This window comes from Hymenobacter taeanensis (assembly GCF_013137895.1).
GTDB classification, from domain to species: Bacteria; Bacteroidota; Bacteroidia; order Cytophagales; family Hymenobacteraceae; genus Hymenobacter; species Hymenobacter taeanensis.
Genome location: NZ_CP053538.1, coordinates 3,693,417 through 3,718,352, shown reverse-complemented (window position 1 = coordinate 3,718,352; position 24,936 = coordinate 3,693,417). Strand labels below are relative to the sequence as shown.

The following is a 24,936-nucleotide window of genomic DNA, read 5'->3' as shown; positions in this document are numbered from 1 at the left end:
CCTTCGGTGGCTAACCTATTGACCAAAATATACTAATTCACGGAGTGTATCAAGCACTTACGGTAAAATGGCTCCGCAAGATACGTCTGTGGTGGGCAGTTTTACGTTTGTTGTCTGGATTTCCGCCCCACCCCCGCTCCTGTTGCTTATGCAAAGTACGTTGCCCCGTCTGTTTTCGTTGGTTGTTTTAGCTGGTGCCGCGGGGTTTCTGCCCGCCTGCTCGCCCCTCTCCAAGGTGCTAAAGTCAGCTCAATCTGGCCAGCAAATCACCGTAGAGCCAACCGTACTGGAAAGCAACGGCGAAAATGTGCTGTTTGAGGTAACGGCCAAAGTGCCCGTCAAGCACCTTAAAAAAGGCGTGGCTTACAACCTGGGGCTCAGCTACCGCTATGAAAACGGCCTGCGCGAAGACACCGTCGGGCGCATGACGTTCATGTCGGGCGAGTACATCTACGACGAGGAGCAGAAGGACAAACTTCTCATTCGCAAGCAGTTTGCCTTCCCTTACTCCCCGCGCAAAAGCCCCGGCGAATTGGTAGCTCTCCCCGACGTGCACGAGCTCAAACCTAACGGTAAGCGCGTGAAGGGCAAGGAAATCAAGCTGGCCCGCGGCATTGTGACTACCAGCCGCCTGGTAGTGCGCCAAGATACCGCCCTGAACCTGCTGCCTGAGTCGGTGAGCAATAACATGAGTGGTACCCGGGTGCTGCCTTTCTTCTTTGATGCCGGCAAAGCCGAAATCCGTAACTACCTGGGCACCAATGTGGCCGCCCTGGAAGATTTCATTGAGGCGAACCAGCGTACCGAGAAAGTGATGATTGTAGCGGGCCACTCTCCCGACTCGCTTGACCGGCACGACCCGCGCCTGGCCGACAAGCGCGTGCAGGCCTTGTTGAGGTACTACAAGAAGCAGGTAGATACCGACTCCTACCTCAACAAAGTTCGCGACATTGACTTCGAAACAGAGGCCTACCACCGCCGCTGGGACCTGTTCCTGAACAAGGTACAGGAGTCGGCGCTGCGGCCGGCCCAGGTAGATTCCGTGTTGCTGCTCATCAACGACACGCCCGGCACGTATGCGACCAAAGAGAAAAGCCTGCACGCATTGTCGTTTTACGACTACCTGGAGCAGTACATCTACCCAGTTATGCGCTTTGGCACCGTGGCCGTGCGCTACACCGCGCCCAAGCGCTACGACTCTGAGATTTATGTACTCTCCAAGAAGATTGTAGAAAAGCAGACCGAGGCTGATGCCCTCACGCCGGAAGAGCTGCGCTATTCGGCCACACTCACGCCCTTACTGGCCGAAAAGCAGCGCATTTATGAAACCTCAGTGGCTACTACGGGCCTCTGGCAGGCCTATCACAACTTGGCAGTGGTGCTGCTGTTGCGCTCTGAGAAAGAAGTAAACCCGAAGGTGCAAAAGGCCTACCTGCGCCGCGCCGCTGTCAACTTCACACTGGCCGCCCACCGCAACCCTACCGCTGAGTCGTTCTACCACGTGGCTACCGCTTACCACCGCGCCGGCGACAAGCTGGAAGCCCTGCAGAACTACGATTACGCCATTAAGCTTGGGGGCTCTAGGCCTATGCTGAACAAGGTTTTCTCGGATAAAGCCGCCCTCGAAATTGAAGTTGGCCAGCTCGATGATGCCCTACGCAGCCTTAGTTACAGCGGCAAGAGCTACCAGAATATCATGAACCGCGCCCTGATTTACGTACTGAAGGGCAATTACCAAGGTGCCGCCAACATCTACCAAGAGGCCATTGCCCTGCGCCCCGATGACCCACTCTTGGCCTACTGCCTGGCCGTGGTAGCCGCCCGCCAACAAAACGAACCCGCCATGGCCATGCACCTGCGCCACGCCGTTGCCCTCGACCGCACCTACGCTAACCGCGCCGTAGAGGACCTAGAGTTCCGGGATTTCGCGAAGGGCAAAGCGTTTCTGGAAGCGCTGCGGTAAGCCTCCTGTCATTGCGAGGACGCAGGACGAAGCAATCTTTCCTTCCCGGTCGCGCCATTTGCTGGTCTACAAAAAAGCCCCTACTTCCATACAGGATGTAAGGACTTTTCAATGGGTTGGCAAGTGACGCGGGCGGAAGGAAGGATTGCTTCGTCCTGCGTCCTCGCAATGACACGCTCTAGGTCACTCGCGCCTCTAGAACGGCAAACTCACTATCTCACTATTTCACCATCTCACCGCTTCGTTGTAGCTTTACGCGCCGGATAGCCTCCGGCTTTTTGATTCTGAACAGTTCTTTCGTCTTTCCTTACGATTATGCGGACCATCCAATTCCGGGAAGCCCTGCGTGAAGCCATGTCTGAAGAAATGCGCCGCGACCCGCGCGTATTTCTGATGGGTGAAGAAGTAGCCGAGTACAACGGCGCCTACAAAGTGAGCCAGGGTATGCTCGACGAATTCGGCCCGGAGCGCGTGATTGACACGCCGATTGCTGAGCTGGGCTTCGCTGGTATCGGGGTGGGCGCGGCCGCCAATGGTCTGCTGCCCATCATCGAGTTCATGACCTTCAACTTCTCGTTGGTGGCAATCGACCAGGTGATTAACTCCGCCGCCAAAATCTATTCGATGTCGGGTGGGCAGTACTCCTGCCCCATCGTGTTCCGCGGCCCTACCGGCAACGCCGGCATGCTGTCGTCGCAGCACTCCCAGAACTTCGAGAACTGGTACGCTAACACGCCCGGTCTGAAAGTGGTAGTTCCTTCTACCCCCTACGACGCTAAAGGCCTGCTGAAGAGCGCCATCCGCGACGCTGACCCGGTTATCTTCATGGAGTCGGAGCTGATGTACGGAGACAAGGGCGAGGTTCCTGAGGAAGAGTACCTCATTCCGATTGGCAAAGCCAACGTAGTACGCCCCGGTGAGAACGTAACCATCGTGAGCTTCGGCAAAATGATGAAAGTGGCCCTGGGTGCCGCCGATGAGCTGGCCAAAGAGGGCATCAGCGCCGAGGTTATTGACCTGCGCTCGGTTCGCCCCATCGACTACGATACCCTTATCGAGTCGGTAAAGAAAACCAACCGCATGGTGGTAGTAGAAGAAGCTTGGCCTCTGGCCAGCATCAGCTCGGAGCTGTCGTACATGGTACAGCGCCGCGCCTTCGACTACCTCGACGCTCCCGTCCTGCGCATCACTAACATGGACGTGCCCCTGCCCTACGCACCGACGCTCATTGATGCTGCTCTGCCCAACGTGGAGCGCACGGTGAAGGCAGTGAAAGAAGTGCTGTACGTGAACAAGTAATTCGTTTGGGGCTAGCAACACTCTGCTACTCAATACGCACAACAGACCAGTTGCCTTAGGGGTGGCTGGTCTGTTTGTTTTTGGCCCAGTTATAGCGGGGAAGCCTGGTGGCTTAGCCTGGCACAGGCATTCCGTTTACTAGCTCCACAGCAGCCTGAATTTTACGTACCTTTTTGGCTATTGCCACTCTCCCACCCACTGTTTCTCCCCAATGAACAATCGGTTACACCTTCGTTTAGAGCAGCTTGAACAGGCCACTACCCGTATGCTAAATTCCGTGGCCGAGCTGGGCGATAAAGCTTATCAATCCCCGGGGGCAAACACGTGGTCGGCGGCGCAGGTAGTGCAGCACTTGGTTATATCAGAAACAGCCATTGGCCAGTACTTAGAGAAGAAGCTGCTACAGGAAGAGGGCCACCAAAAAGCAGGCATCGGGACCTTTCTGAAATCTAAACTGCTGCGCCTGGCCTTACGCCTCCCCTTCACGCGTTTTAAAGCCCCCACGTATCTGGCCAACTTAATGCCTGCCACAGCGCCCCCAATCTCGGAGCTGCGCGCGGAATGGGAAGCAGTGCGCCGCCGCCTGGAGCGCCTGCTCAACGAGTTTCCGGGCAAGCTGGTAAATCATGCCATCTTTAAGCACCCCCGCTCAGGCATGCTCACCATCAACCAAACCTTGGATTTCATGCTCGACCACATCCTGCATCATCAGCAGCAGATTGAGCGCATCAAGAAAGCCGTAAGCTAGCTGCAGCTTCCTTACACGAACGCCTCACCGCCAACGGAATCAATGCTTCTGCTGGCGGTGAGGCGTTTGTGTAAGGAGTAACAGTAAGTTACCCCTCCGGATAAGTGGCCTAGCGTTATACCTTCGGCTCGCGCACGATGTCGGCGTAGCTCTCGTGGCGGGGCAGGTTGCGCATAATGTCCGTGATTTCAGCGGGTGGCACCATGAGCTTACGGGCGCGCAAATCAAGCCAGGCCCCATCTACGGTAACGGTGGCGGCGGGGCGGCCATCTGCTTTAAACAGGGTGTGCACTATGCGCCAACGGGAGCCGTCTTCGTTCAGGCCAGCTAGTTCCCCGTTTACCCGCAGTGGCTCACTGATGTGCATTTCCTTCAGGAAACGGGTGTCCTCGCGGAACAGAATAGGACCTATTCCTAACTGAGCAAAACGTTGTAATGAGAAGCCCTGAGCCGCCAGATACTCAATGCGGAGCTGGGCAGCATAATCGGTGTAGGCGGAGTGGCGCATGTGCCCATTGGGGTCCATATCAGCCCACCGAACGGTGTAGGTTTTTTCGTAGGGAGTAGTCATTCAAAAATAGTAAAAGCGAAAAGTGAGGGGCTAGACCAGTTTTGGTAACTCTCGAGCCATACCAGGGGTTGCCGGAACTGGCCTAGGCTATGTAGACAGTAAGGCCTTTAAATAACAAAAAGAACTTCCTGTCCCGGCTGCGCTCAGCGTGATGTCCTTTGCGCGTACTGTCCAAAACGCCCAGGATGTGCTAGCCTTTTAGCGTCAGCCGCACGAGGTACTGCTGCTGGTCGTCTTCGTCGAGAAACTCAACCTGATAGCCGGCGGCCTCGGCGCAGTTCTGGAGTAAGCTGGGGTCGGCGAAGATCCAGTGGAAGGTGGCACCGGCCTCGTTCTCATACTGCATAGTGTATTCTACCTCGCCGTAGTAGGGTCCGTTGAGGTCAAACACTAGGGCGCCATCTTCATCCTCGTAGAGGTAGCTGATATCAGAGGAGGTAGCCAGGATTTGGCCGCCGGGAGCCAGCAGCTGGTGGGCATGCTGCAGGAAACGCTCCAGGCCTTCGAGGGTGCCGGCCAAGCCAATGCCATTCATAAGCATCAATACGGTGTCGTATTTTTCCTGGGTGAGGGCCTGATCGTAGATATCGTGGCAGGCTACCTGGCCTACGCCCCGCTCCTGCATCACCTGCGTTGCTCCGGGCGAAATATCCACGGCCTTCACCTCAAAACCCCGGCTTTGCAGCTCAAGGGCATGGCAGCCGGCTCCGGCCCCTAGATCGAGCACACGACCGCGACATTCGTTGAGGGCAGTACGCTCCAGCTCGGGCATCTCCCAGAGCGTGCGGAAGAAGTAGGCGGCGGGGAGCGGCTCTTCATCCGCTACATTGCTGTACACGGTAATGGTGGCGTTTTGCTGTCCGCGCTGGTAGGCCAGTAAGGCGTGGCCGAGCGGATCCTGAGAGGTAAGGGCAGATGGCGACATGGCTCAAAGATACGGGCAGCAGCTTTGGCAGGATACCTGAAAACTATGGTGGCCATGTGCGGTTCAGTTCACGTAAGCCCTAGGCCACCCCGGCCATTGTTCCCTCCTGCCATGCCGCCCTCTGCCTCCAAGCTCCCTGCGCGCCTCACCAAAGGCAACCTGCCCACCAAAATTTGCCTGACCTGCGGCCGCCCCTTTGAGTACCGCAAGAAGTGGCGTAACTGTTGGGAGGAGGTGAAGTACTGCGGTGAGAAGTGCCAGCGCAACAAGCCCAAACCACTGGCAGCCAGCTAAGCTCCATTCTTTTGCCTAGTAGTATACTTTAGGCTTGTAATATCTACCTGAAGCTGCCTGCATCCTTCTACGCTCGGGTTTCGTTCTGAGAACTAGTAACTCCTTATTTCTCCCTACCAAACCCAGCATGGCCAGCAACCTCAACTACCTCGATCCATCCCTGAAACCCCTCGAAGAGAAAATACAGGCCTACCTGGATGCCGAGAAAGAATTACAGCGGGCAGTAGCCGAGCAGGCCTCACTAACGCACCCGGCGCCGCAGCCAGATGCCACTACCGGACCTGCCGCCGCGGCAGCGGCCCATTCTGGCACGCCCCCTACTTCTGATGGTATCTTTGAGCAGCGCCCTCCCACCGGCAGCTATGACCAGGCCGGCGACGAGATGCACCACCGCCTTCAGAACCTTCACGATGATCTTGACCTGCTGCGCCAAGAAATAATTAACATGCTTCCTGTGCGCGATGAGTGGATCAAAGTCAACCTTGGCTACGGTCCTAGCCGTGTGGGTGCCTTTAAGGAAGCCGCCACGGAAGAGGGTGCCACCCCTACCTATCAGTTGCGTGTAGTATTTTAGGCTGTTTCAGGACCCAACTCTTTGGAATCCGAAAACCCAGTTCACGACGAGGGCAGCGTATTCTTCTGCGTTTTTGCAGAAGAATACGCTGCCCTCGTCGTGAACTGGGTTTTGTGTCAGAGCTGAAGGCTACTATTATGCACCCGAAACGGGGGGTACTTCTTGAGGTTAGCTTACGCGCCTAGCGGTTCTAGGCTTACATATTAACTCCCAGCAGCTCGGCACACTGTTTGGCAATTTCCAGCTCCTCGTTCGTCGGAATTATCAGAAGTTTCACTCGTGATTCTGGGTGGTTGATTTCACGCAGGCCAGGTGCTCGTAACGCATTCACCGATTCATCGAGTTGGATACCCAAGAAGCCAAGGTCTTGGCAGGCCAGGCGGCGCACCAGAGCATCGTTCTCCCCTACGCCGGCCGTGAAGATAAGGGCGTCGAGGCCGCCCAGCACAGCGGCGTAGGCCCCAATGTATTTTTTGATTCGATAGGCATACATCTCGTAGGCCAGCGCAGCGCGTGGGTCGCCCGCTTCCAGGGCGTGGCCGATATCGCGCATGTCACTGTTGCCGGTCAGGCCCAGCATACCACTATGCTTGTTGAGCAGGTCAGCCACCTGCTCCGCATCGTAGCCCAGCTGCCCCATGAGATGAAAGATAACGGAGGGGTCAATGTCGCCGGAACGGGTACCCATCACCAGCCCCGCCAGCGGTCCGAAGCCCATGCTGGTATCTACTGATACGCCACCTCGCACGGCCGCTATGCTGCAGCCGTTACCCAAGTGTACCGTAATCAACCGGGCCTCAGACTGGCCGAGGTACGCAGCGGCGCGGGCGGCTACATACCTATGGCTGGTACCATGAAACCCATACACTCGTATGCCTTGCTCGCGGTATAGCTCCTCGGGCAGCGCGTAGCGGAAGGCGTGTTCGGGCAGGGTTTGGTGGAAAGCCGTATCGAACACCGCCACTTGCCGGGCCTGCGGAAATATTTGCTCCGCCACTTCAATACCAAGGTAATTAGCTGGGTTGTGCAAGGGCGCCAATGGAAACAACCGCCTGATTTCGTGCTTTACCTCGGGCGTAATAATGGTAGTGGCGGCAAAACTCTCCCCCCCATGCACCACGCGGTGCCCTACTACTTCCACCTCACCTGGGGCACGCAGGATGCCTATTTCAGCATCGGTGAGCAGTTGCAGCACCTGCTGCAGCCCGGCACGGTGGTCGGGTAGTGCCAGCGTGCGGCGCACTACCTGCTCCTCTTCGGTGGCCGGAAACACTTTGTGGGTGATGATAGAATTCTCGAGCCCGATACGTTCTACCAAACCACTACAAAGAGGCTGCTCGGCAGGAAAGCGAAACAACTGGTATTTCAGCGAGCTGCTACCGGAGTTGATGACGAAGATGTTCATAGGCGGCTTCCCTTCTTAGGCCGCTTCTGCTGCAAAGCAAGCCTAATTGGGGTACTGATTGGGTTGTACGTGGTGCAAAAAATGAAGTATAGGAATACTCTTTTACGTAGGCCTGGCAGGTAACAGCTCAGAGGCCTACACCATTTCCTGCACCAGAGTGGGTGTATGGTTTCCTGCCGCCGCCTCAATGCGGCTGGGCAGTATGCCTAGCTCACTATGAGAATAGAAATGCAGTTTAGTGGCTCTAGTGGTCAGTAATACACTAACTCGCGGCTTGCCACGAGTTGAGAAATGGCTATACGCTAGGCCACATAAATAGAGAAGCCGATTGATATTTCTTGTTATTTTTTGCAAAATCACAAGCTCATTTCTCTTTCCCTACCACCGCATCACTGTACCAGCCACAATGAAAGGCATTATCTTGTTTTTCTGTCTTTTGTTTTCATTATCAGGGTTTGCCCAAACTCTAACCGTACGGCAGCTCTATGATGAATATCGAGCAAACAAGTACACCTTCAGCACGAAGTACAGTGGCCAGACAATAACCGTTACGGGAAAAATCAGAAGCATTAGCCCCGCAAGTGAATTTTGGAAAGATCAAGATGTCCACCGAATCCATTTAACTGCCACTGATTATGAAAATTTCGTGGTGTGCCAGATTCCGTATAAAGATTCAGCCATTCTCGGTCGTTTCAAGGTGGGTGAGTATGTAACCGTAACCGGCAAGGCTGCCTCAAACATCAATGATGCAGTTTTCTTAACCGACTGCACATTTGCCACTGCTCAACCTGTTGCCAGGAAAAGCAACGCACCAGATAATGCTCCTTTGGGAAAGTATAATGTGTATCAAAATGACGGCACAGGATTCAACTACCAATACACGTTTTATCTTAAATCGTACAGCTCATATACGCTTAATAGTAAGCCCGGAAATTGCATCTACGACCCCAAAACCAAAACTATCCGATTTACTGCCGGTCCGCTGAAAGGATTTGCCGGCCTATATCGGGCCTCAACTGACAACGAAAAGGATCCGCCTAATTTTCTGCTTTCCGCAGATGGCACCCTTCCCAACGCAAATTCCTCTCACCAGGGCTACCAAGTAGGCTATTCCCAAGCTAAATAAACAAGGCGCACTGGTCAACCAGCCTTGACAAGGTTATAGCGGTTAGCTGAACAGAGTGCAATCTGATGCCTTTGCTTTTAGCAGTAAGATAGCAAGGAAACCTCCTGCTTACGCTGTCTGTGAGGCTGCTGGTGCCAAGCAACTACCAGCGCATAACCTGCTGACAGCTACAATGGGACATCAACCCACCAGCAGCAACCAACTTACTTAAGTAAACTACTGCGGGCCCAAGCCCTAATGGAAGCGTTAGTTTCGGGCGACTGTATTCAGCCTTTAATTGCTGCCAGGCCACGCCTTCTTTACCAGACTTACCACCTTATCAACTAAGAACCCCAGTATAAGCCCGGCAATGCCACAAGCAAGAGCCTTGGCGAGCCATGCCACTAATGGTACAGTAGCTAAGGCGTGTTCCAGCTCATGTAGCAAGTGGCTGGTATACGGTATACCATGGGCAATGATTTCGGCCCCAACCCAGAGCATGGCAGCCGTACCCACATAGCCCAGAATACGCAGGAAATGTGGCATAAACCTTACCATGCCACGCCCGAAGCCTTGGATGGCAGCACTATAGTCCCCTTGGGCCAGGTGCACGCCAATGTCATCCATCTTCACAATCAGCCCTACAAACCCATATACCCCCACTGTGATTACAACAGCTACCGCCAACATCACCAGAATCTGGTTCACGATGGGCTGCCCGGTTACCTGGCTGTAGGCAATAGCCATAATCTCCGCCGACAGAATAATATCTGTGCGCACAGCGCCCGCAATACGCTCCTGTTCCAGCTCCTCCGGCGTAATAGCAGGTATTTCCTTTTCGTCGGCCACATGGGGGTGCTTGCTGAAAAGAGAATGCACCTTTTCGTACCCCTCGAAGCACAGATAAGCACCACCCAGCATCAAAATAGGCGTAATAGCCCATGGAGCGAAGTACCCCAACCCTAAGGCTGCCGGACTTAAAATCAGCAGTTTGTTGAGCAGTGACTTTTTCGCAATCTGAAAGATAATTGACAGCTCCCGGGAGGGGTCTAGGCCTACTACATACTTCGGCGTCACCGCCGTATCGTCAATCACTATCCCAGAAACCTTGCCGGTCGTCTTGGCTATCTGGGTGGGCACATCGTCTAAACTGGCAGCACTGGCCTTCACCAAAGCTGAAACATCGTCTAAGAGGGCAAAAAATCCTGAAGGCATAGATTGGGGTGAGATCTGTACTGCTACTAAAAAAGATGACTTATTATATGGCTTAACCGGGCTGCAAGCTAAGTTGAAATCAGGGAGGCAGTGGCACTGGTGCTATTTCCCCCAGTAAGGCGCCCAAAGGCCGTTAGCCTTGCTGACTCTGGATGGCTGTAATAACCACGGTGTTGAACACGTCATCAACCGTACAGCCGCGGCTGAGGTCGTTTACGGGTTTATTGAGGCCCTGTAGCACCGGCCCAATAGCCAGAGCTCCAGTTTCGCGCTGCACGGCTTTGTAGGTATTGTTACCCGTGTTGAGGTCAGGGAAAATCAGCACGCTAGCCTGCCCCGCTACTTCCGAATCCGGCAGCTTCTGCCGGCCTACAATGGGGTCTACGGCGGCATCATACTGAATGGGGCCCTCCACTTTCAGGTCGGGCCGCTTCTGCCGCACAAACTCCGTGGCCGCTCGTACCTTTTCCACATCAGCTCCTACCCCCGAGGTACCCGAGGAATACGAGAGCATGGCAATGCGCGACTCAATCCCGAAGGCCTGGCTGCTTTCCGCCGATGAAATAGCAATTTCTGCCAGTTGCTCGGCCGTAGGATTGGGGTTCACCGCGCAGTCGCCAAACACGGCCACCCGATCAGGCAGGCACATGAAGAACACCGATGATACTACCGACACGCCGGGCTTGGTTTTAATGAACTGCAGGGCGGGCCGAATTGTGTGTTGAGTAGTATGCACCGCTCCCGACACCATACCATTGGCGTGGCCCTGGTGCACCATCATGCTCCCGAAATACGACACGTCGCGCATCAGGTCGCGGGCCATGTCCTCATTCACGCCCTTGGTTTTGCGCAGCTCATAAAACGTTTGCACGTACTCGGAGTAGTACTTCGACTGCACGGGGTCAATGACGCGCAAATGGTTTGGTGGTAGCTGAATACCTAACCTTTTTGCTGAGGCCGCCACTTCCTGGGGGTTGCCCAGAATGGTCAGGTCTACTACATTTTGCTGCAGTAGCAGCGCCGCTGCCCGCAGAATACGGTCGTCGTTGCCTTCGGGCAGTACAATGTGTTGGCGCTTACGCTTAGCCCACTGCAGCAGCCGGTACTGAAACATGTGCGGCGTGATTCCCTCCGGCTGGTAGCTCACCATTTTCTCCTCCAGAGCCCGCACGTCCACGTAGCGCTCAAAGGTGCTGATGGCTAGCTGAATCTTCTTGGGGTTATCGGGCCCAATGCGCGACTTGATGGCAGCCACCCGCGTGGTGGTTTCAAAGGAGCCTGTGGGTACGGCCAGAATGGGTACTACGGCGGGCAAGCCCTCAATCAGACGTACAATAGGCGCCTCAGGCTCTGAGCCGGCCGTGAGTACAATACCCGCCACCCGCGGGTAGCTGGCAGAAGAGTTAGCCTGCAGGGCACAGATAATAATATCGCCCCGGTCACCGGGCGTTACAATTAACACGTTCTCCTTCAGGTAGTTCAGGAAGTTGGGCACCTGCATGGCCCCAATCACGTAGTTATCTACCTGATTAGCCAGCTGCTGCTCCCCGAACAAGAGCTTTCCTCCCAGCGCCGCATGAATTTCGCGCATGGTGGGGTGCAGCAGGTTTACATCTTCGGGAATTACCGCCAAAATCATATCGTGCGGCAACTGGCCTAGCAGCAGCTCACGCACATCTTCCACCTGCTCCGGCTTAATTTTATTAGCCACTACCAGCAGTACGGGCACCTCACGCGCCTCAAAGCTGCGGAGCGTAGTAAGTGCCGCACTAATTACCTGAGCCGTTGTTTTCCCCTCCCCAGAAACCACCATAATAACGGGCACCCCCAGGTTTTTGGCAATGGAAACATTGGCGTCAAATTCAAACGCGGTTCCTGGCCCCACATAATCACTGCCTTCTACTACTGTAAAGTCATAATTCTCTTCTAGCTGCTTGTATTTGTGGATGATAGTATCAATCATCTCACCCTGAGCATCAGCTTCCATCAGGCGTAGCGCTTCGGGCCGGGTATAAGCGTAGGTGTCTTCGTAGGCCACTGCCAGCTTGAAATAGCTGAGAATGGTCTCAATATGAGCATCCTTCTTTTCGCGGGGGTCGGCGTCGATGATGGGCTTGAAGTATCCAATCTTGCGGGCTTGGCCCAGCAGCATGTTCACGAGCCCCAGTGCAACTATTGATTTGCCGGTATAAGGTTCAGCGGAAGCGATGAAAACAGTTTTGGTCATGGTGGAAGCAGCCAGTTAGAGAGGCCTAGCGCCTAACGCACCGCTGCATACGCAGCTGCAGCGCCTCATTATACAGGCTATGCTTACGCACCTTCAGTGTAACAGGATGAGTATTTACTATCCTGATCTGGAATCATCCCATTACCTACTCTCTTCTTCGCCTTCTACTGTTTTACTGACCCTGCCTATTGCAGCACTACGCCTTAGCCATTGTATAAAGTTCTTATAGCCCGCTCCTGGGCTATTTAACCCGTATTCTCCGAATACTTACGGCTGCATAGAGGATTCACGCAGTTTGCACACATCCTGCCAGCTCAACTCTCCGGCCACATAACGGCGATACAGCTGAGCCACATAGGCCGTCACCTTTTTGTATAATCCCGGATGTGCTTTCTGCATCTGAGCCAGCACATACGCCCGTTGTTCAGGCGTTTGTGCCGCCGGGCCATATTTCGGATTGTTCTCCATGTGCAAAACCGTTTAGGTCAGAAAGTTGCACATAGTCTTACTGATTGTCGAGGAAAATAACACCTCATTTGTGACAAGCTTATCAGCCTATTATCATTCGTTATAAACCTGCCCCTGCCTCTACCAACAAATTGAATATCATCATTTTATACCATGCCCACGCAAGCTATTTTGTGACAATACATAGTAGTATTACCCAATGCAAAAGTTGCTATTACGCTCTACTAAATCAAACAGGGCCCGCTGAGTGATTAGCGCGCTAATCAGCAATAGTTTGCCTATCTACTATTTGCCGCTTGGGAAAATTCAGTATCTCCTGTTAGCCTTGGATATGACGTGCCCGAAATTTCACAATTCAATCTAAAACCATAGTTTATAACTCTCTAACATACACAATCATAATAAAAAAAGGCGGTCCACAAGACCGCCCCTTTTCCACAACCAAAACACCTAAAAAACTATTCTTTCGTTTTGTCTTCTTCAACTATCAGGCCAAAAATGACAGCTGATCTTCGGATGACTAACTACACAAACAGTTTCAAGTGTCTACAAGAATAAGAGACGCTTCTGGCCGCGAAGGTTGCATACAAAACAAAAAATTTTGCGGGCGCTTCGCTTCCACTTACATCTTTTATTCAGTTAATGATACATATAAACACAGCTATGGTTTTTAGAAAAGCTGTTTATTTCTGCTAGAGTATTTGCGTAGCCTGTTCATATCCCAATGTGTGTTTGCATCAGGCAATTGTTGAACGTTGTATTTTGCGCAGTTTTTTGCCTGTAGGCAACAGTAATCATATCATTTCCTCCCCCTATGGAAACTCCCAACCCTGAGTTTATGCGCGAAGCAATTCGCCTTTCAATTGATAAAATGCAGGCTGGCTTTGGCGGCCCCTTTGGTGCCGTAATCGTGAGAAACGGTGAAATCATTGCCCGAGGCTTCAACCAGGTTACCAGCACCAACGACCCTACCTGCCACGCCGAGGTTGACGCAATTCGGAAAGCGTGCGCCACGCTTGGCACTTTTCAGCTCGAAGACTGCGACCTGTATACTTCCTGCGAGCCGTGCCCAATGTGCTTGGGTGCTATTTACTGGGCCCGCCCCCGTCGGGTGTTCTATGGCAATACCAAGCAAGATGCCGCTGCCATTGGCTTCGATGATCAGTTCATTTACGAAGAGCTGGAAAAGCCGCTTCCAGACCGTCGTATTCCCATGACGGAGCTGTTGCGTGATGAGGCTGCCGCAGGTTTTCGGACCTGGGAGCAGAAAGAGGGCCGTACAGATTATTAGACTTTACTCATTTCACTGAATAAGCTAATTTTATAACAGAACAACCGCATTCCCTTGGCAAGCAGGATGCGGTTGTTCGCTTTCTGGTTTATTTTCAAGTATTGAAGTAGTTTTTTTTGCTAGTGAACTCTAACTACATTTATAATATTAAAGTGATTCCTAAGCTTTAAAGGATCACAATTAATAGAACTATTTTAACTCTGTTTTGCGTCAAAAAACCTCACCCTTAATTGCTTTATTGGTTTTCCTGAGCCATTTAGTATTTGCGCAGACGGGCAGCTGGAGTCCGGCAAACGCTCATCAGGATTACCCTCGGACCTTATTGAGTGCTTCCGCAGTGCCAAGCTTGCGGGAATCTTTAAAGGATCCGGCACGCTTTTCTATATACAACACCCTCTATTCAAGCACTTCAGGAACATACCCTCTTAATAATTCATCTTCGGACGACCGACGTGCCCGCGCCAATTTTGCCAAAAACGCCGCATTTGTAGCATTGCTTAACCGTAAAAGTGAGGCAGGTCAGCTAATAGAATTGTCAGTAGCTGAGCGGGCTTCCCTGATTGCTCAAACTAAAACGCTTCTAGAGGAGCTTAACCCAGCAGTTGAGCCCTTTGCCAACTTTAGTGGTACTCCATACACGGAGTGGCAATGGCGCTCTAAAGAGCTTATTGATTACCTGGTTGCGTATGATTTGTTACGGGGTGCTGGTGAATCGGCCGATTTGCTTCAGGCTAGCTCTGCCAAGCTGCAACAGTTTGCCGGCAACTTGTACCTGGAGTCGAATAAGCCTTTTCTGGGTGTAACATTTTATCGACAGGTAAAAAATAACCACGCCCTCATGACGGCTGCGGCACTCGGTATGGCAGCTGTAGTATTAAATGACGCCAGCAGTTCCGACATAAACCAGCAGCCTACCAGCTGGATTAATGTGGCTATGTATACAATTGATAACGTACTGTGGCAAGATGCCGGTCGTCAATCAGATGCGCAGTCAATAGCAGGGTATGCAGAAGGGCCTTATTACTTCAAGTATGCTTTTTTAAACTGCTTGCCCTTCTTCCGAGCTATGGGTCACTTTTTGCCCGATGATAGCCGTATTTATACGTACGGGAACATTTCTCGCACTATTCAGAACCCCTATTTTGACTCACGCTACGACAAGCTATATCATTGGATAACGAGCATATTGATGCCTGATGGTCGATTCCCGGCCCTGGAGGACTCTTACATTGATATGGGAATGCCAGAATTGGCGTTAACGGGCAAAGCGCAATACGTACGCCCGCTGGCACTCACCAAACTGGATGGCCGGCAAATGAACTCGCTTACAGCCCAACTGCGTGACTTGCCCGTTGATATGCGGGCAGCCTACCTCGCCGCTCAACTAACCCCTACCCAACCGGCGCAGCCCAGACTCACCGCTCTACCGCAGAGTGGTAATCTTGTCTTTCGCTCAGGGGCGGACTCTCTGGCTAATTACTTGCACGTATATGGTAAGAACGGGCTGGCACAGACCAATTCCGGGGGGCATAGCCAAGCCGATGCTGGTAGCTTTATCCTGCATGCTTATGGGCAATTGTTGGCGCTGGACCCCGGTTACCTAAGTTACAACCGTCGTGCTGAAGTAGGAAATGCCAGCAACCACAATATGCTACTGGTAGACGGCACCGGTCCCGACATTGGTACTTCTGGAGCCGCCAACGACGCCCCAGCCACTATTCAGCGCACCTTTTCAACGCCACAATTATCCTATGGCGAAGTTCAAACGGCTTATAAGGAAGCTACCATCACCCGCAAAAGCCTTTTCATTCGCGATGCCTACTATTTGCTGGCAGATGTAGTAACTGCTCCTACTGACCATACCTTTACTTGGCAACTGCATGGCTACGGGTTAGAGGGCGGTACACCAGCTACCGGCGAGTTTCAGAACAAGTTCACGGGTCATGAGGGCATTTGGACTAAGAACGGTGTTAGCCTGCTTGCCCACGTGACAGCGGCAGGCCTGACGGCATATAGCACCGCCACAAATACCCACGAAGTGGTATATAACGTGACTGAAAACCACACAACCATGCTTGTGGAAAGTACAGGGGCGCAAGCACAGTTTTTAGCCGCACTATACCCCCACGTATCCGTTGCCCCTACTATCTCCACTATCAGCACTACGGCAATGGCTGGCCTCACGAATGCTGACGGACACTTTAACGACATCGCTTTCAGTCAGGCGGATACCATTTTGGTAACTGGGGGCACCCTGGGTACTACCCCCGTTAGCTCTGATGCTTTACTTACGTTTTACTCCTGTAATGCCGCCGGAGAGTTTGCACAAGCATTCTTAGAACAGGGCAAACTGCTGCGCGATGGCGATAACCAAGTGCTGTCGTCTTCGCGGCGGGCCTCGATCAGTTGGCAAAAAGTAAGTGCCCGCCAGTACGCCGGTTACGTAAGCCGCAGTACTGTCTTACTGCTCAACTTGGCGGAAGCTCCCCTTTCACTTACCGGACCCGGAGTTGATCAGTATACTTATGATGCAGCAAATCAGCAGTTGAGTATAGTATTTACCGAAGCCAGCAACTTTCAGGTTCAACTTTCTGCAAGTCGCCCGCTGCCGGTAGAATTGGTACACTTTACGGCAACACGGCAGGCAAACGGAGTGCAGCTGGTGTGGCAAACAGCAACTGAGCTACAAAACCATGGCTTTACTGTGGAGAGGCGTGCCATCACCGAGGCAGCTTTTCACCCAGTGAGTTTTGTGCCAGGCCAGGGTACCACATCTGTTCCATTCACCTACCGCTACCAAGATTCAGCTGCTCCAACCAGCGAAGTATATTATCGGTTACGGCAACAAGATCAGAACGGAAGCTTCACCTATTCGTCGGTAGCAGTGGTGAAGGGGCAACCAAAGCCGCTCCCGACGCTAACGGTTGTGCCAGTTCCGGCTCGTTCTCATTTCACCGTTCAGTACTCGGGTGTGCAGCAGAACGTGCGCCTGCACCTGCTGGATCAGAGTGGCCGCATTGTCCTGCAACAGCACTTTCAAGATCAAACTCAAATATCGGTAGGCCACTTGCCAGCCGGCGTTTATTTTCTGCAGCCGCTGGATGCCAACACGGGCCAGCTCTTGGCTAAACCGCAGCGAGTGCTAATCGCTCCATAGTCATTAGACTCCACAGCCCGCTAAACCAAACCGGCCCGGATGTTAGCATCCGGGCCGGTTTGGTTTAGCGGGCTGTGGAGCGTCCCAAGCCGAAGTTCAGTTTAGAGGCTATTATCGCATGGGACCTTTCATGCCCATCATGCGGGCCATCTGTTGCATGCCGCCTTTGGTCTGGCTCATTTTGTTCATGGTGCGCATCACTTTACGCATATCCTCAAACTGCTTCATCAGGTTGTTTACCTGCTGAATATCCGTGCCGGAGCCTTTAGCCAGGCGGCGGCGGCGTGAGCCGTTCAGCAGCTCAGGCTGGGCGCGCTCTTTGGGCGTCATGCTCTTGATAATGGCCTCGATTGGCTTGAAAGCATCATCGTCAATTTCTACGTCCTTCATGGCTTTGCCCATGCCGGGGATCATGCCCACCAGATCCTTCAGGTTACCCATCTTCTTGATCTGCTCCAGCTGGGAAAGGAAGTCATCGAAGTTGAACTGGTTTTTGCGGATCTTCTGGTTGATGCGCTTGGCTTCTTCCTCGTCAAACTGCTGCTGCGCCCGTTCTACCAGCGAAATCACGTCGCCCATACCCAGGATTCGCTGGGCCATCCGGTCTGGATAGAACATATCCAGCGCCTCCATTTTCTCACCCGTTGAGATGAACTTGATGGGCTTTTCTACCACGGCCCGAATGGAAAGGGCCGCACCACCGCGCGAGTCACCGTCGAGCTTAGTGAGAACCACGCCGTCGAAGTTGAGGCGGTCGTTGAAGGTTTTGGCCGTGTTTACAGCATCCTGGCCCGTCATGGAGTCTACCACGAACAGGGTTTCCGAGGGGTTGATGGCGCGTTTTACGGCCTCAATCTCGTTCATCATCTGCTCATCGACGGCCAGACGACCGGCGGTGTCAATAATGACTACCCGCTTGCTGTTTTTACGGGCGTACTCAATGGCATTCTGCGAAATCTGAACCGGATTCTTGTTCTCCGGCTCTGAGTACACTTCCACGCCCACCTGCTCGCCCAGCACCTTTAGCTGGTCGATAGCCGCAGGGCGGTACACGTCGCAGGCCACCAGTAGCACTGAGCGGTTTTGCTTTTTAAGGTAGCTGGCCAGCTTACCGGCGAAGGTAGTTTTACCCGAGCCCTGCAGACCCGACAGCAGCACCACAGCCGGCTCGCCTTTGATGACAATGTCCTGCTTTTCACCGCCCATGAGCTCGGTGAGCTCATCGTACACGATTTTGGTCATCAGCTGGCCCGGCGACACGCTAATGAGCACGTCGCGGCCCATGGCCTCTTCTTTAATCTTATCGGTTACTTCCTTAGCTACCTTGTAGTTAACGTCGGCATCTACAAGGGCACGACGAATTTCCTTTACGGTTGTCGCAACGTTGATTTCGGTGATGCTGCCTTGGCCTTTAAGGGTTTTAAAGGCCCGGTCAAGTTTGGTACTGAGACTATCGAACATTGGAGTCGCTGATTTGCGCTGATTTTTCTCTGACTATCTTCTGTATCCCGCTGCGGTAAGTTGACTTAGCAAAAAGCTACAGTGTGCCTCCTTATTGCGAAATGCTAGGGTAGCTGCTGAAGCAGCCACTCGGTTTAGCCTCCAAAAGTAACCAGAAAACCCCGGAATGGCTATAGCTGTGTACCTTCGCCGCCCTTACCACTTGTAGTAGTATCTGTGCCCATCCGTCCGCTTCGTTTACTTGTCATTACGTATTACTGGCCGCCCTCTGGTGGGGCAGGTGTGCAACGCAGCCTAAAGTTTGTGAAGCACCTGCCACAGTGTGGCGTGGAGCCCACTGTAATAACCGTAGATCCGGCTCAGGGCGCTTACCCCGTGCTAGACTATTCACTGGAAGCCGACATTCCGGCGGGGGTACGCGTCATCCGGACCAGCACGTTTGAGCCTTTTGACAGCTATAAGAAACTGACGGGTAAGCAGGTTCCCTTCGGCGGCTTCGTGGGCGAGAGCAAAACCAGCCTGGTACAGCGCCTATTCAAATTCGTGCGCGGCAACGTGTTTATACCGGATGCGCGGCGGGGCTGGAACGCCTATGCCCTGCGGGCCGTGGCCGATTTACTGGCCCAGGGTGAGCAGTTTGATGCCGTGCTGACCAGCTCCCCGCCCCACTCCTCGCAGCTGATAGGCCTAGAGCTAAAACGCCGCTACGGCCTGCGCTGGCTGGCCGATATGCGCGACCCCTGGACGGATATTTATTATTATAAGGAACTCAACCATACCCCGCCGGCCCGCTGGCTCGATGCCCGCTACGAGCGCCAGGTGTTGGAGCAGGCAGATGCCGTGCTGGTCACCAGCCCCAATACCAAGCGGCTGTTCCTGGGGAAGTCGCCCAGGCTTACGGCCGATAAAATTCAGGTAGTGCCCAATGGCTACGACGAAGCCGATTTTCGGGCACCTAGCCAGCCGCCCACCGATGCACTGCTCATCACGCACACCGGCACCATCTCCGAAACCTACCATATTGAGCAGCTGTTGGCCGCCTGCGCCGAGTGTGGCCGCCGTCACCCCGATGTGCCCATCCGCCTACGGTTTGTAGGAAAAGTATCGGGTGGCTTACAAGCGCAAATTGAACAGGCCGGCTTGCTGGGCCAAACGGAGTTTATACCCTTTGTCCCTCACGATGAGTCAGTAAGCTACCTGTTGCGCTCTACGGTGCTGCTGATGGCCATTCCTGATGTAGCCAACAACTTCGGCATCCTGCCCGGCAAAGTGTTCGAGTACCTGGCGGCTAATAAGCCTATCCTGTGCGTAGGGCCCATTGGCTCCGATGCCGATACCTTGCTGGAGGAATGCGGCGCCGGCCATGCCCTCCCCTACGACGGCTACCCTGTGATGCTAGCCCAGCTGGAAACCTTGGTAGGCCAGTGGCGCCTCAACCCCAACCTAGACTTGCCTGCCCTCAACCACGCACGCTACTCTCGCCGCGCCCTTACTGCCCGGCTCGCAGAGTTAGTGAAGCAGTAAGTCAAGGGTGGGCTGGCTGGGCTGTTATTGCAAGGAGCTACAATGAAGCAATCCGTCCTTAACTGTGCCCGAAACGCTGTCCCACTCAAGAGTGCTTACCTCCAGCCCAGGCGTAAGAGATTTCCGCTTAAGATGGCTTGGCGCTGTGAGATAGAGGGATTGTTCCGTCGGGCCTCCTCGCAATGACACGTTTAGATAGGTCTTATTTGAAAAGACCGCGCAGCTTGCCAGGCACCAGGCTGGCGGCGCGGGCTTTTAAATCAACCCAGCCGGAGCGCTCCAGTTGGCGGCCGTGCCACTGGCCTATGGCCTCGGCGAGGCGCTGAGCCAGAGTGCGGTAATGCTGGCGGTGGTAATGGCGCAGGTTATTGGTGACGTCAGCGGACGTTTTGATGAAGCTGCGCACATCCACGATGTAGCAGTTTTCTGCCGCCGTCACAAATTTCTCCAGCGCCTGGTTCATTTGGGCCTGACGGGCGGCGGCCCCGGTTTCGCCGGAGCCGGGTACTTCTATTTCCGCTCCGTTTAGGAAGAAAATGGGCACTTGAGTGGGCACCTGAGCCCGTAGCCACCGTAGGTTTTCCTGAAAACGAGAGGGCGAAATCTGGCCCAGAAATTCAAATTCTTGCTGAAAGCGACGTAAAAAAGCTTCGTCCATCCCACGAAAACGGCGTTGTGCGTACTTCGCAGCTTGAGCGGCCGGATCTAGGGCCGTTATATCCTGATAGGCGCCGAAAGGTACTTCTAGGCCAGTGGCTTTTTCGCGGTACAGCTCCTGCGTGTAGTCCATGAGCGGGCTATACACCAGTACTTCGTACTGCGCGTCCCAGAGCTTCGTGTCGAAAGCCTCTTGCCCGAGAAACGGCAGGGCCGCGGCCAGGCGCTGCTGCTCGGCCCTAGGCCACTCGCGGCCCGCGCGGAGCAAGGCCGTATGCTCCACATGGACGGGAATCTGGTTTTCGTTGTTGTAGTTAAACTCCTCCTCTACCTCCAACTGAAACGCCTGCAGAAACGGCGTCAATTGGCCAAGGTCGCAGCCGCCTTTTAGCAGCACCCGCAGCTTTGAGCCAGAGTTGGTAGCAGCAGGAGGTGTAGGCCTGTTTGTAGTTGCCGGCGCGGTATCAATAGCAATCCAGTCGGGCTTGTCGGTGGTATTGAGAATAGTCGCGACTTCGCCTTGAACTTCTAACGCAGGAAATCCCAGGTGTGCGTAGGTGAACTGTTCTACGCCCAGATGCAGTATGCGGCACGAGAAAACGAGCTGCTCTAGGCGGTTTTCGGACAGGTTTAGGCAGTAGATACCTACCAGGCCATAATCACCGAACCGGTCACGGGCACGCACGGTACCCCAGCGCCGAGTAGGGTCTTCGAAGCTGGCAGCCAGTTCTTCCTTCATGACGCGCCGCTTGGTGAAGTTAAGCTGGTTGGAGCGGTTAATCAGCTCCTCCATGCGACTTGAGTCGGGTGCTACGCTGGGGCCTTCCCGGAACTCAATGCGCACCTGAGCGTCACGCAGGAACGCCAGATTATCGTCGTAGGCGGCGCGGGCTTCCTGCTGGCGCTCCAGCAGCTTGTACTGCTCCAGGCGCGAGAACCCGGGGTCGGGCTTGCCGCTGGCGCGGAGCAGTGGGGCCAGCTGAGCCAGGTCGGCGGGGTCGGCTACCTGCAGCTCGGGGCTGTAGTACAGAGCTTCGGCGCGGTTCATGGAGTTGTCATCCAGAAACAGCGCGTTGGGTGCCCGCAGCTGCATTTGCTCCAGCAGCTGCTTGATGATAGGCCCCTTGGGCTGCCAGCTGATTTGAGGAAATACAAACAAGTCGCGGATGCCCAGCTCCTGCAGCTTAGCCTCGGCGGGAGCAAAGTCGTTTTTGCTGACAATGGTATGCACAATGCCACGGGCTGCCGTGTCACGTACCAGCTGCAGATTCTCCTCTAGCGCTTCTACTGCGCCTTCTGAGAGCGTACCGCGCCAGAACGTATCATCCAAATCCCAGATAATGACTTTAACGGGTTGGGCAAGAGTTACGGGCTGGTTAGAAAAGGACGTCATGCTGAGCTTATCGGGGCATCTCTACCGCTGGCTAATTCCCTGGCCTGGCAACGAAGTAGTAGAGATGCTTCCACTGCGCGGGCGCCAGATCAGGCCCGACAGGCGAATGCGCCTGCCGGTTTGGCAAAAGTACGCAAGCTCCCGCCGGATTGACTATTTTTGCCTGCCTTACCCCGGGAGGTGCGATCTGGGTGACGTTTCACCCTTCTTCCTCCTCCCCTCATCACTCCCAATGGCCCTCGACCTCAATCATAAGTCTATTCTGGTAACCGGTGGCACCGGTTCGTTCGGCAAGCAGTTTGTGCAAACTGTTTTCGAGCAATTCCCGCAGGTGAAGCGCCTGGTGGTGTACTCGCGCGATGAGCTGAAGCAATACGAGATGTCGCAGGTGTTTCCGCACGAGAAATACCCTGCCATCCGCTACTTCATTGGTGATGTGCGCGACGCGGAGCGCATGAAGCGTGCCTGCGAAGGCATCGACATCATTGTGCACGCCGCCGCCCTTAAGCAGGTACCGGCCGCCGAGTACAACCCCATGGAGTGCATCAAGACCAACATCTTCGGGGCCGAAAACGTGATTAATGCGGCCCTGGACTGCGGCGTAACCGACGTGGTGGCCCTGAGCACCGACAAAGCCGCCGCTCCCATTAACCTCTATGGTGCCACCAAGCTGTGCTCTGATAAGCTGTTTGTGGCCGCCAACAATATGAAAGGCGCCCGCGACCTGCGCTTCTCAGTAGTGCGCTACGGCAACGTAATTGGCTCACGCGGCTCAGTGGTGCCGTTCTTCCTTAACCGCCGCTCCTCGGGCGTGCTGCCCATCACCCACCCCGACATGACGCGCTTCAACATCTCCCTGGAGGAAGGCGTTGACCTGGTGCTGTACGCATTGGAGCACAGCTGGGGCGGGGAGATTTTCGTGCCTAAGATTCCGAGCTACAAAATCACGGAAGTGGCCAAAGCCATCGGCCCCGACTGCCGCCAGGAAATCGTGGGTATTCGGCCCGGCGAGAAGCTGCATGAGGCCATGATTACCGAAACCGACGCGCTCAGCACGGTAGAGCTAGATAAGTACTACGTGATTCTGCCCTTTACGCCCCGCTGGGATGTAGACGCGTTTATAAAGCATTTCAATGGCCGCCGTGTGGAGTTGGGCTTCCAGTATGACTCCTCCAACAACACCGAGTGGCTGGATGCCGAGCAGATCCGTGAAGAAATTCGCCTGCACGTGGACCCATCGTTTACGGTGTAGCGTTTGGCCTTTATTGGTTTTATAATCAGAAGCCGCTTTCTGCCGGGAAGCGGCTTCTGCGTTACCTTTGATCTGTTATGATTCAGTCCGCCTTCCAGCCTATGCACCCCATTGCTTACGGCCGCCAGCACATCACCCCCGAGGATGTGCAGGCCGTGACCGATACGCTATACTCTGATTACCTCACGCAAGGCCCCAAAGTGGCGGAGTTTGAGCAGAAGTTTGCCGAGTACATTGGTGCTACCTATGCCGTGGCCGTGGCTAATGGCACGGCTGCGCTACACCTGTGCGCGCTGGCGCTGGGTGTGCAGCCGGGCCAGCGGGTTATTACCACACCCATTACCTTTTCAGCCTCAGCTAACTGCGTGCGCTACTGCGGTGGCGAGGTACACTTTGTAGATATTGACCCTGCCACGGCGCTGATTGACCTGAAAGCAGTACGGCGCCTACTGGAAAGCTACCCCGCAGGTCACTTCCAGGGCCTGATTCCGGTGGACTTTGCCGGTTTAGCAGTGAACCTGGAGGAAGCCCGGCAGTTGGCCGATGAGTTTGGCCTCTGGATTATTGAGGATGCCTGCCACGCTCCCGGCGGGTTCTTTACCGACTCACTGGGCCAGAAGCAGCGTTGCGGCAACGGGCAGTTTGCCGACCTGGCCATTTTCAGTTTCCACCCCGTGAAGCACATTGCAACCGGCGAGGGCGGCATGATTACTACCAACAACCCCGCACTCTACGAGCACCTGCTGCGCCTGCGCACTCACGGCATCACCAAAGACCCCGCCCAGCTGGAACGCCCTTCTGATGGCGGCTGGTACATGGAGATGCAGGAGCTGGGCTACAACTACCGTATGCCTGATATGCTCTGCGCCCTCGGGATCAGTCAGCTCCGGCGCGCCGAGGAAGGCCTAGCGCGCCGCCGCGACCTGGCCGCTCGGTATGATGCTGTTTTTGCTCAAATGCCGGAGGTGCGGCCCTTGGCCGGAGCACCAGGCCACGCTTACCACTTGTATGTGATTCAGGTGGAAGACCGGAAAGGACTGTACGATTTCCTGCGGGAGCGGCAGATTTTTGCCCAGGTGCACTACATCCCGGTGCACACCATGCCCTATTACCAGCAACTCGGGTGGCAGCCCGGCAACTTCCCGCTATCGGAAGCCTACTACGCCCATTGCCTGAGCATTCCGCTGTTTCCCAGCCTTACCAATGAGGAACAGCAGTATGTGATTGACTGCATTCGGGAGTTCGTGCAGGCATAAACGAATCCAGAACCTACTGAAATTTGTAGAATTGTCCTGCTTGATCTGGCGTCCGCGCAGTCGAAGCATCTCTACCGCTCCGTTGCAGAGGCCTGGGCCAGTAATTAGCCAGCGGTAGAGATGCTTCGGCAAGCTCAGCAGGACGTTCTTT

At 54.4% G+C, this 24,936-nt stretch carries 19 protein-coding genes; 11 read left to right on the top strand and 8 right to left on the bottom strand.

Annotated elements, in window-relative coordinates:
- Nucleotides 1-67: 67 nt before the first annotated feature.
- From HMJ29_RS15570 to HMJ29_RS15560, 3 genes are all read left to right on the top strand, one after another.
- Entirely contained in the window at nucleotides 68-1,963 is a 1,896-nt protein-coding gene (locus HMJ29_RS15570) for a tetratricopeptide repeat protein (protein WP_171592353.1), read from the top strand.
- A gap of 315 nt (nucleotides 1,964-2,278) precedes the next feature.
- Complete coding sequence (locus HMJ29_RS15565; protein WP_135530932.1) at nucleotides 2,279-3,262, top strand: pyruvate dehydrogenase complex E1 component subunit beta; 984 nt, start codon at nucleotides 2,279-2,281, stop codon at nucleotides 3,260-3,262.
- A 265-nt stretch (nucleotides 3,263-3,527) separates the two neighbouring features.
- On the top strand, nucleotides 3,528-4,010 hold the full coding sequence (locus HMJ29_RS15560) for a DinB family protein (RefSeq protein ID WP_244679172.1): 483 nt from the start codon (nucleotides 3,528-3,530) through the stop codon (nucleotides 4,008-4,010).
- A 115-nt stretch (nucleotides 4,011-4,125) separates the two neighbouring features.
- On the opposite strand, the gene HMJ29_RS15555 is transcribed toward HMJ29_RS15560, so the two are convergent.
- Together HMJ29_RS15555 and HMJ29_RS15550 are read right to left on the bottom strand one after the other, a co-directional pair.
- A complete protein-coding gene (locus tag HMJ29_RS15555; RefSeq protein ID WP_171592351.1) occupies nucleotides 4,126-4,581 on the bottom strand; it encodes an acyl-CoA thioesterase in 456 nt (151 codons plus the stop codon).
- A gap of 190 nt (nucleotides 4,582-4,771) precedes the next feature.
- Nucleotides 4,772-5,506 (bottom strand): class I SAM-dependent methyltransferase, encoded by a 735-nt coding sequence (locus HMJ29_RS15550; RefSeq protein ID WP_171592350.1) that lies wholly within the window; start codon nucleotides 5,504-5,506, stop codon nucleotides 4,772-4,774.
- A gap of 111 nt (nucleotides 5,507-5,617) precedes the next feature.
- On the opposite strand from HMJ29_RS15550, the gene HMJ29_RS15545 reads away from it, so the two are divergent.
- Both HMJ29_RS15545 and HMJ29_RS15540 read left to right on the top strand, forming a co-directional pair.
- The gene (locus HMJ29_RS15545; RefSeq protein WP_171592349.1) at nucleotides 5,618-5,800 is read left to right on the top strand and encodes a DUF2256 domain-containing protein; all 183 of its coding nucleotides are present in this window, start codon (nucleotides 5,618-5,620) and stop codon (nucleotides 5,798-5,800) included.
- A 127-nt stretch (nucleotides 5,801-5,927) separates the two neighbouring features.
- Entirely contained in the window at nucleotides 5,928-6,374 is a 447-nt protein-coding gene (locus HMJ29_RS15540; protein WP_171592348.1) for a hypothetical protein, read from the top strand.
- A gap of 196 nt (nucleotides 6,375-6,570) precedes the next feature.
- Here HMJ29_RS15540 and HMJ29_RS15535 read toward each other — a convergent pair whose 3' ends face one another.
- The gene (locus HMJ29_RS15535) at nucleotides 6,571-7,779 is read right to left on the bottom strand and encodes an acetate/propionate family kinase (RefSeq protein WP_171592347.1); all 1,209 of its coding nucleotides are present in this window, start codon (nucleotides 7,777-7,779) and stop codon (nucleotides 6,571-6,573) included.
- 406 nt (nucleotides 7,780-8,185) lie between these two features.
- Between HMJ29_RS15535 and HMJ29_RS15530 the strand changes: the two genes are divergently transcribed.
- Nucleotides 8,186-8,905: an OB-fold protein gene (locus HMJ29_RS15530; RefSeq protein WP_171592346.1), complete on the top strand. Its 720-nt coding sequence runs from the start codon at nucleotides 8,186-8,188 to the stop codon at nucleotides 8,903-8,905.
- Nucleotides 8,906-9,178: 273 nt separating this feature from the next.
- Here HMJ29_RS15530 and HMJ29_RS15525 read toward each other — a convergent pair whose 3' ends face one another.
- From HMJ29_RS15525 to HMJ29_RS15515, 3 genes are all read right to left on the bottom strand, one after another.
- Complete coding sequence (locus HMJ29_RS15525; protein WP_171592345.1) at nucleotides 9,179-10,099, bottom strand: DUF808 domain-containing protein; 921 nt, start codon at nucleotides 10,097-10,099, stop codon at nucleotides 9,179-9,181.
- 133 nt (nucleotides 10,100-10,232) lie between these two features.
- Entirely contained in the window at nucleotides 10,233-12,326 is a 2,094-nt protein-coding gene (gene pta, locus HMJ29_RS15520; protein ID WP_171592344.1) for a phosphate acetyltransferase, read from the bottom strand.
- A gap of 267 nt (nucleotides 12,327-12,593) precedes the next feature.
- Nucleotides 12,594-12,794 (bottom strand): hypothetical protein, encoded by a 201-nt coding sequence (locus HMJ29_RS15515; protein ID WP_171592343.1) that lies wholly within the window; start codon nucleotides 12,792-12,794, stop codon nucleotides 12,594-12,596.
- Nucleotides 12,795-13,608: 814 nt separating this feature from the next.
- Here HMJ29_RS15515 and HMJ29_RS15510 point away from each other — a divergent pair.
- Together HMJ29_RS15510 and HMJ29_RS15505 are read left to right on the top strand one after the other, a co-directional pair.
- A complete protein-coding gene (locus HMJ29_RS15510) occupies nucleotides 13,609-14,085 on the top strand; it encodes a nucleoside deaminase (protein WP_171592342.1) in 477 nt (158 codons plus the stop codon).
- A gap of 532 nt (nucleotides 14,086-14,617) precedes the next feature.
- The gene (locus tag HMJ29_RS15505) at nucleotides 14,618-17,242 is read left to right on the top strand and encodes a heparinase II/III domain-containing protein (protein ID WP_171592341.1); all 2,625 of its coding nucleotides are present in this window, start codon (nucleotides 14,618-14,620) and stop codon (nucleotides 17,240-17,242) included.
- 111 nt (nucleotides 17,243-17,353) lie between these two features.
- On the opposite strand, the gene ffh is transcribed toward HMJ29_RS15505, so the two are convergent.
- The gene (ffh, locus tag HMJ29_RS15500; RefSeq protein ID WP_171592340.1) at nucleotides 17,354-18,703 is read right to left on the bottom strand and encodes a signal recognition particle protein; all 1,350 of its coding nucleotides are present in this window, start codon (nucleotides 18,701-18,703) and stop codon (nucleotides 17,354-17,356) included.
- Nucleotides 18,704-19,006: 303 nt separating this feature from the next.
- Between ffh and HMJ29_RS15495 the strand changes: the two genes are divergently transcribed.
- Nucleotides 19,007-20,227: a glycosyltransferase family 4 protein gene (locus HMJ29_RS15495; protein ID WP_244679174.1), complete on the top strand. Its 1,221-nt coding sequence runs from the start codon at nucleotides 19,007-19,009 to the stop codon at nucleotides 20,225-20,227.
- A gap of 202 nt (nucleotides 20,228-20,429) precedes the next feature.
- Here the strand turns inward: HMJ29_RS15495 and HMJ29_RS15490 are convergent, their stop codons facing one another.
- A complete protein-coding gene (locus HMJ29_RS15490) occupies nucleotides 20,430-22,277 on the bottom strand; it encodes a hypothetical protein (RefSeq protein WP_171592338.1) in 1,848 nt (615 codons plus the stop codon).
- A 232-nt stretch (nucleotides 22,278-22,509) separates the two neighbouring features.
- Between HMJ29_RS15490 and pseB the strand changes: the two genes are divergently transcribed.
- Complete coding sequence (gene pseB / locus HMJ29_RS15485) at nucleotides 22,510-23,529, top strand: UDP-N-acetylglucosamine 4,6-dehydratase (inverting) (protein ID WP_171592337.1); 1,020 nt, start codon at nucleotides 22,510-22,512, stop codon at nucleotides 23,527-23,529.
- 77 nt (nucleotides 23,530-23,606) lie between these two features.
- Nucleotides 23,607-24,785 (top strand): UDP-4-amino-4,6-dideoxy-N-acetyl-beta-L-altrosamine transaminase, encoded by a 1,179-nt coding sequence (gene pseC / locus HMJ29_RS15480; protein WP_244679175.1) that lies wholly within the window; start codon nucleotides 23,607-23,609, stop codon nucleotides 24,783-24,785.
- Nucleotides 24,786-24,936 lie beyond the last annotated feature (151 nt).

Excerpts from the sequence above, each read along its gene's own strand:
- HMJ29_RS15570 (WP_171592353.1), top strand. The coding sequence starts at position 68 with ATGGCTCCGCAAGATACGTCTGTGGTGGGCAGTTTTACGTTTGTTGTC.
- HMJ29_RS15565 (WP_135530932.1), top strand. The coding sequence starts at position 2,279 with ATGCGGACCATCCAATTCCGGGAAGCCCTGCGTGAAGCCATGTCTGAA.
- HMJ29_RS15560 (WP_244679172.1), top strand. The coding sequence starts at position 3,528 with ATGCTAAATTCCGTGGCCGAGCTGGGCGATAAAGCTTATCAATCCCCG.
- HMJ29_RS15555 (WP_171592351.1), bottom strand. The coding sequence starts at position 4,581 with ATGACTACTCCCTACGAAAAAACCTACACCGTTCGGTGGGCTGATATG.
- HMJ29_RS15550 (WP_171592350.1), bottom strand. The coding sequence starts at position 5,506 with ATGTCGCCATCTGCCCTTACCTCTCAGGATCCGCTCGGCCACGCCTTA.
- HMJ29_RS15545 (WP_171592349.1), top strand. The coding sequence starts at position 5,618 with ATGCCGCCCTCTGCCTCCAAGCTCCCTGCGCGCCTCACCAAAGGCAAC.
- HMJ29_RS15540 (WP_171592348.1), top strand. The coding sequence starts at position 5,928 with ATGGCCAGCAACCTCAACTACCTCGATCCATCCCTGAAACCCCTCGAA.
- HMJ29_RS15535 (WP_171592347.1), bottom strand. The coding sequence starts at position 7,779 with ATGAACATCTTCGTCATCAACTCCGGTAGCAGCTCGCTGAAATACCAG.
- HMJ29_RS15530 (WP_171592346.1), top strand. The coding sequence starts at position 8,186 with ATGAAAGGCATTATCTTGTTTTTCTGTCTTTTGTTTTCATTATCAGGG.
- HMJ29_RS15525 (WP_171592345.1), bottom strand. The coding sequence starts at position 10,099 with ATGCCTTCAGGATTTTTTGCCCTCTTAGACGATGTTTCAGCTTTGGTG.
- pta (WP_171592344.1), bottom strand. The coding sequence starts at position 12,326 with ATGACCAAAACTGTTTTCATCGCTTCCGCTGAACCTTATACCGGCAAA.
- HMJ29_RS15515 (WP_171592343.1), bottom strand. The coding sequence starts at position 12,794 with ATGGAGAACAATCCGAAATATGGCCCGGCGGCACAAACGCCTGAACAA.
- HMJ29_RS15510 (WP_171592342.1), top strand. The coding sequence starts at position 13,609 with ATGGAAACTCCCAACCCTGAGTTTATGCGCGAAGCAATTCGCCTTTCA.
- ffh (WP_171592340.1), bottom strand. The coding sequence starts at position 18,703 with ATGTTCGATAGTCTCAGTACCAAACTTGACCGGGCCTTTAAAACCCTT.
- HMJ29_RS15490 (WP_171592338.1), bottom strand. The coding sequence starts at position 22,277 with ATGACGTCCTTTTCTAACCAGCCCGTAACTCTTGCCCAACCCGTTAAA.
- pseB (WP_171592337.1), top strand. The coding sequence starts at position 22,510 with ATGGCCCTCGACCTCAATCATAAGTCTATTCTGGTAACCGGTGGCACC.
- pseC (WP_244679175.1), top strand. The coding sequence starts at position 23,607 with ATGATTCAGTCCGCCTTCCAGCCTATGCACCCCATTGCTTACGGCCGC.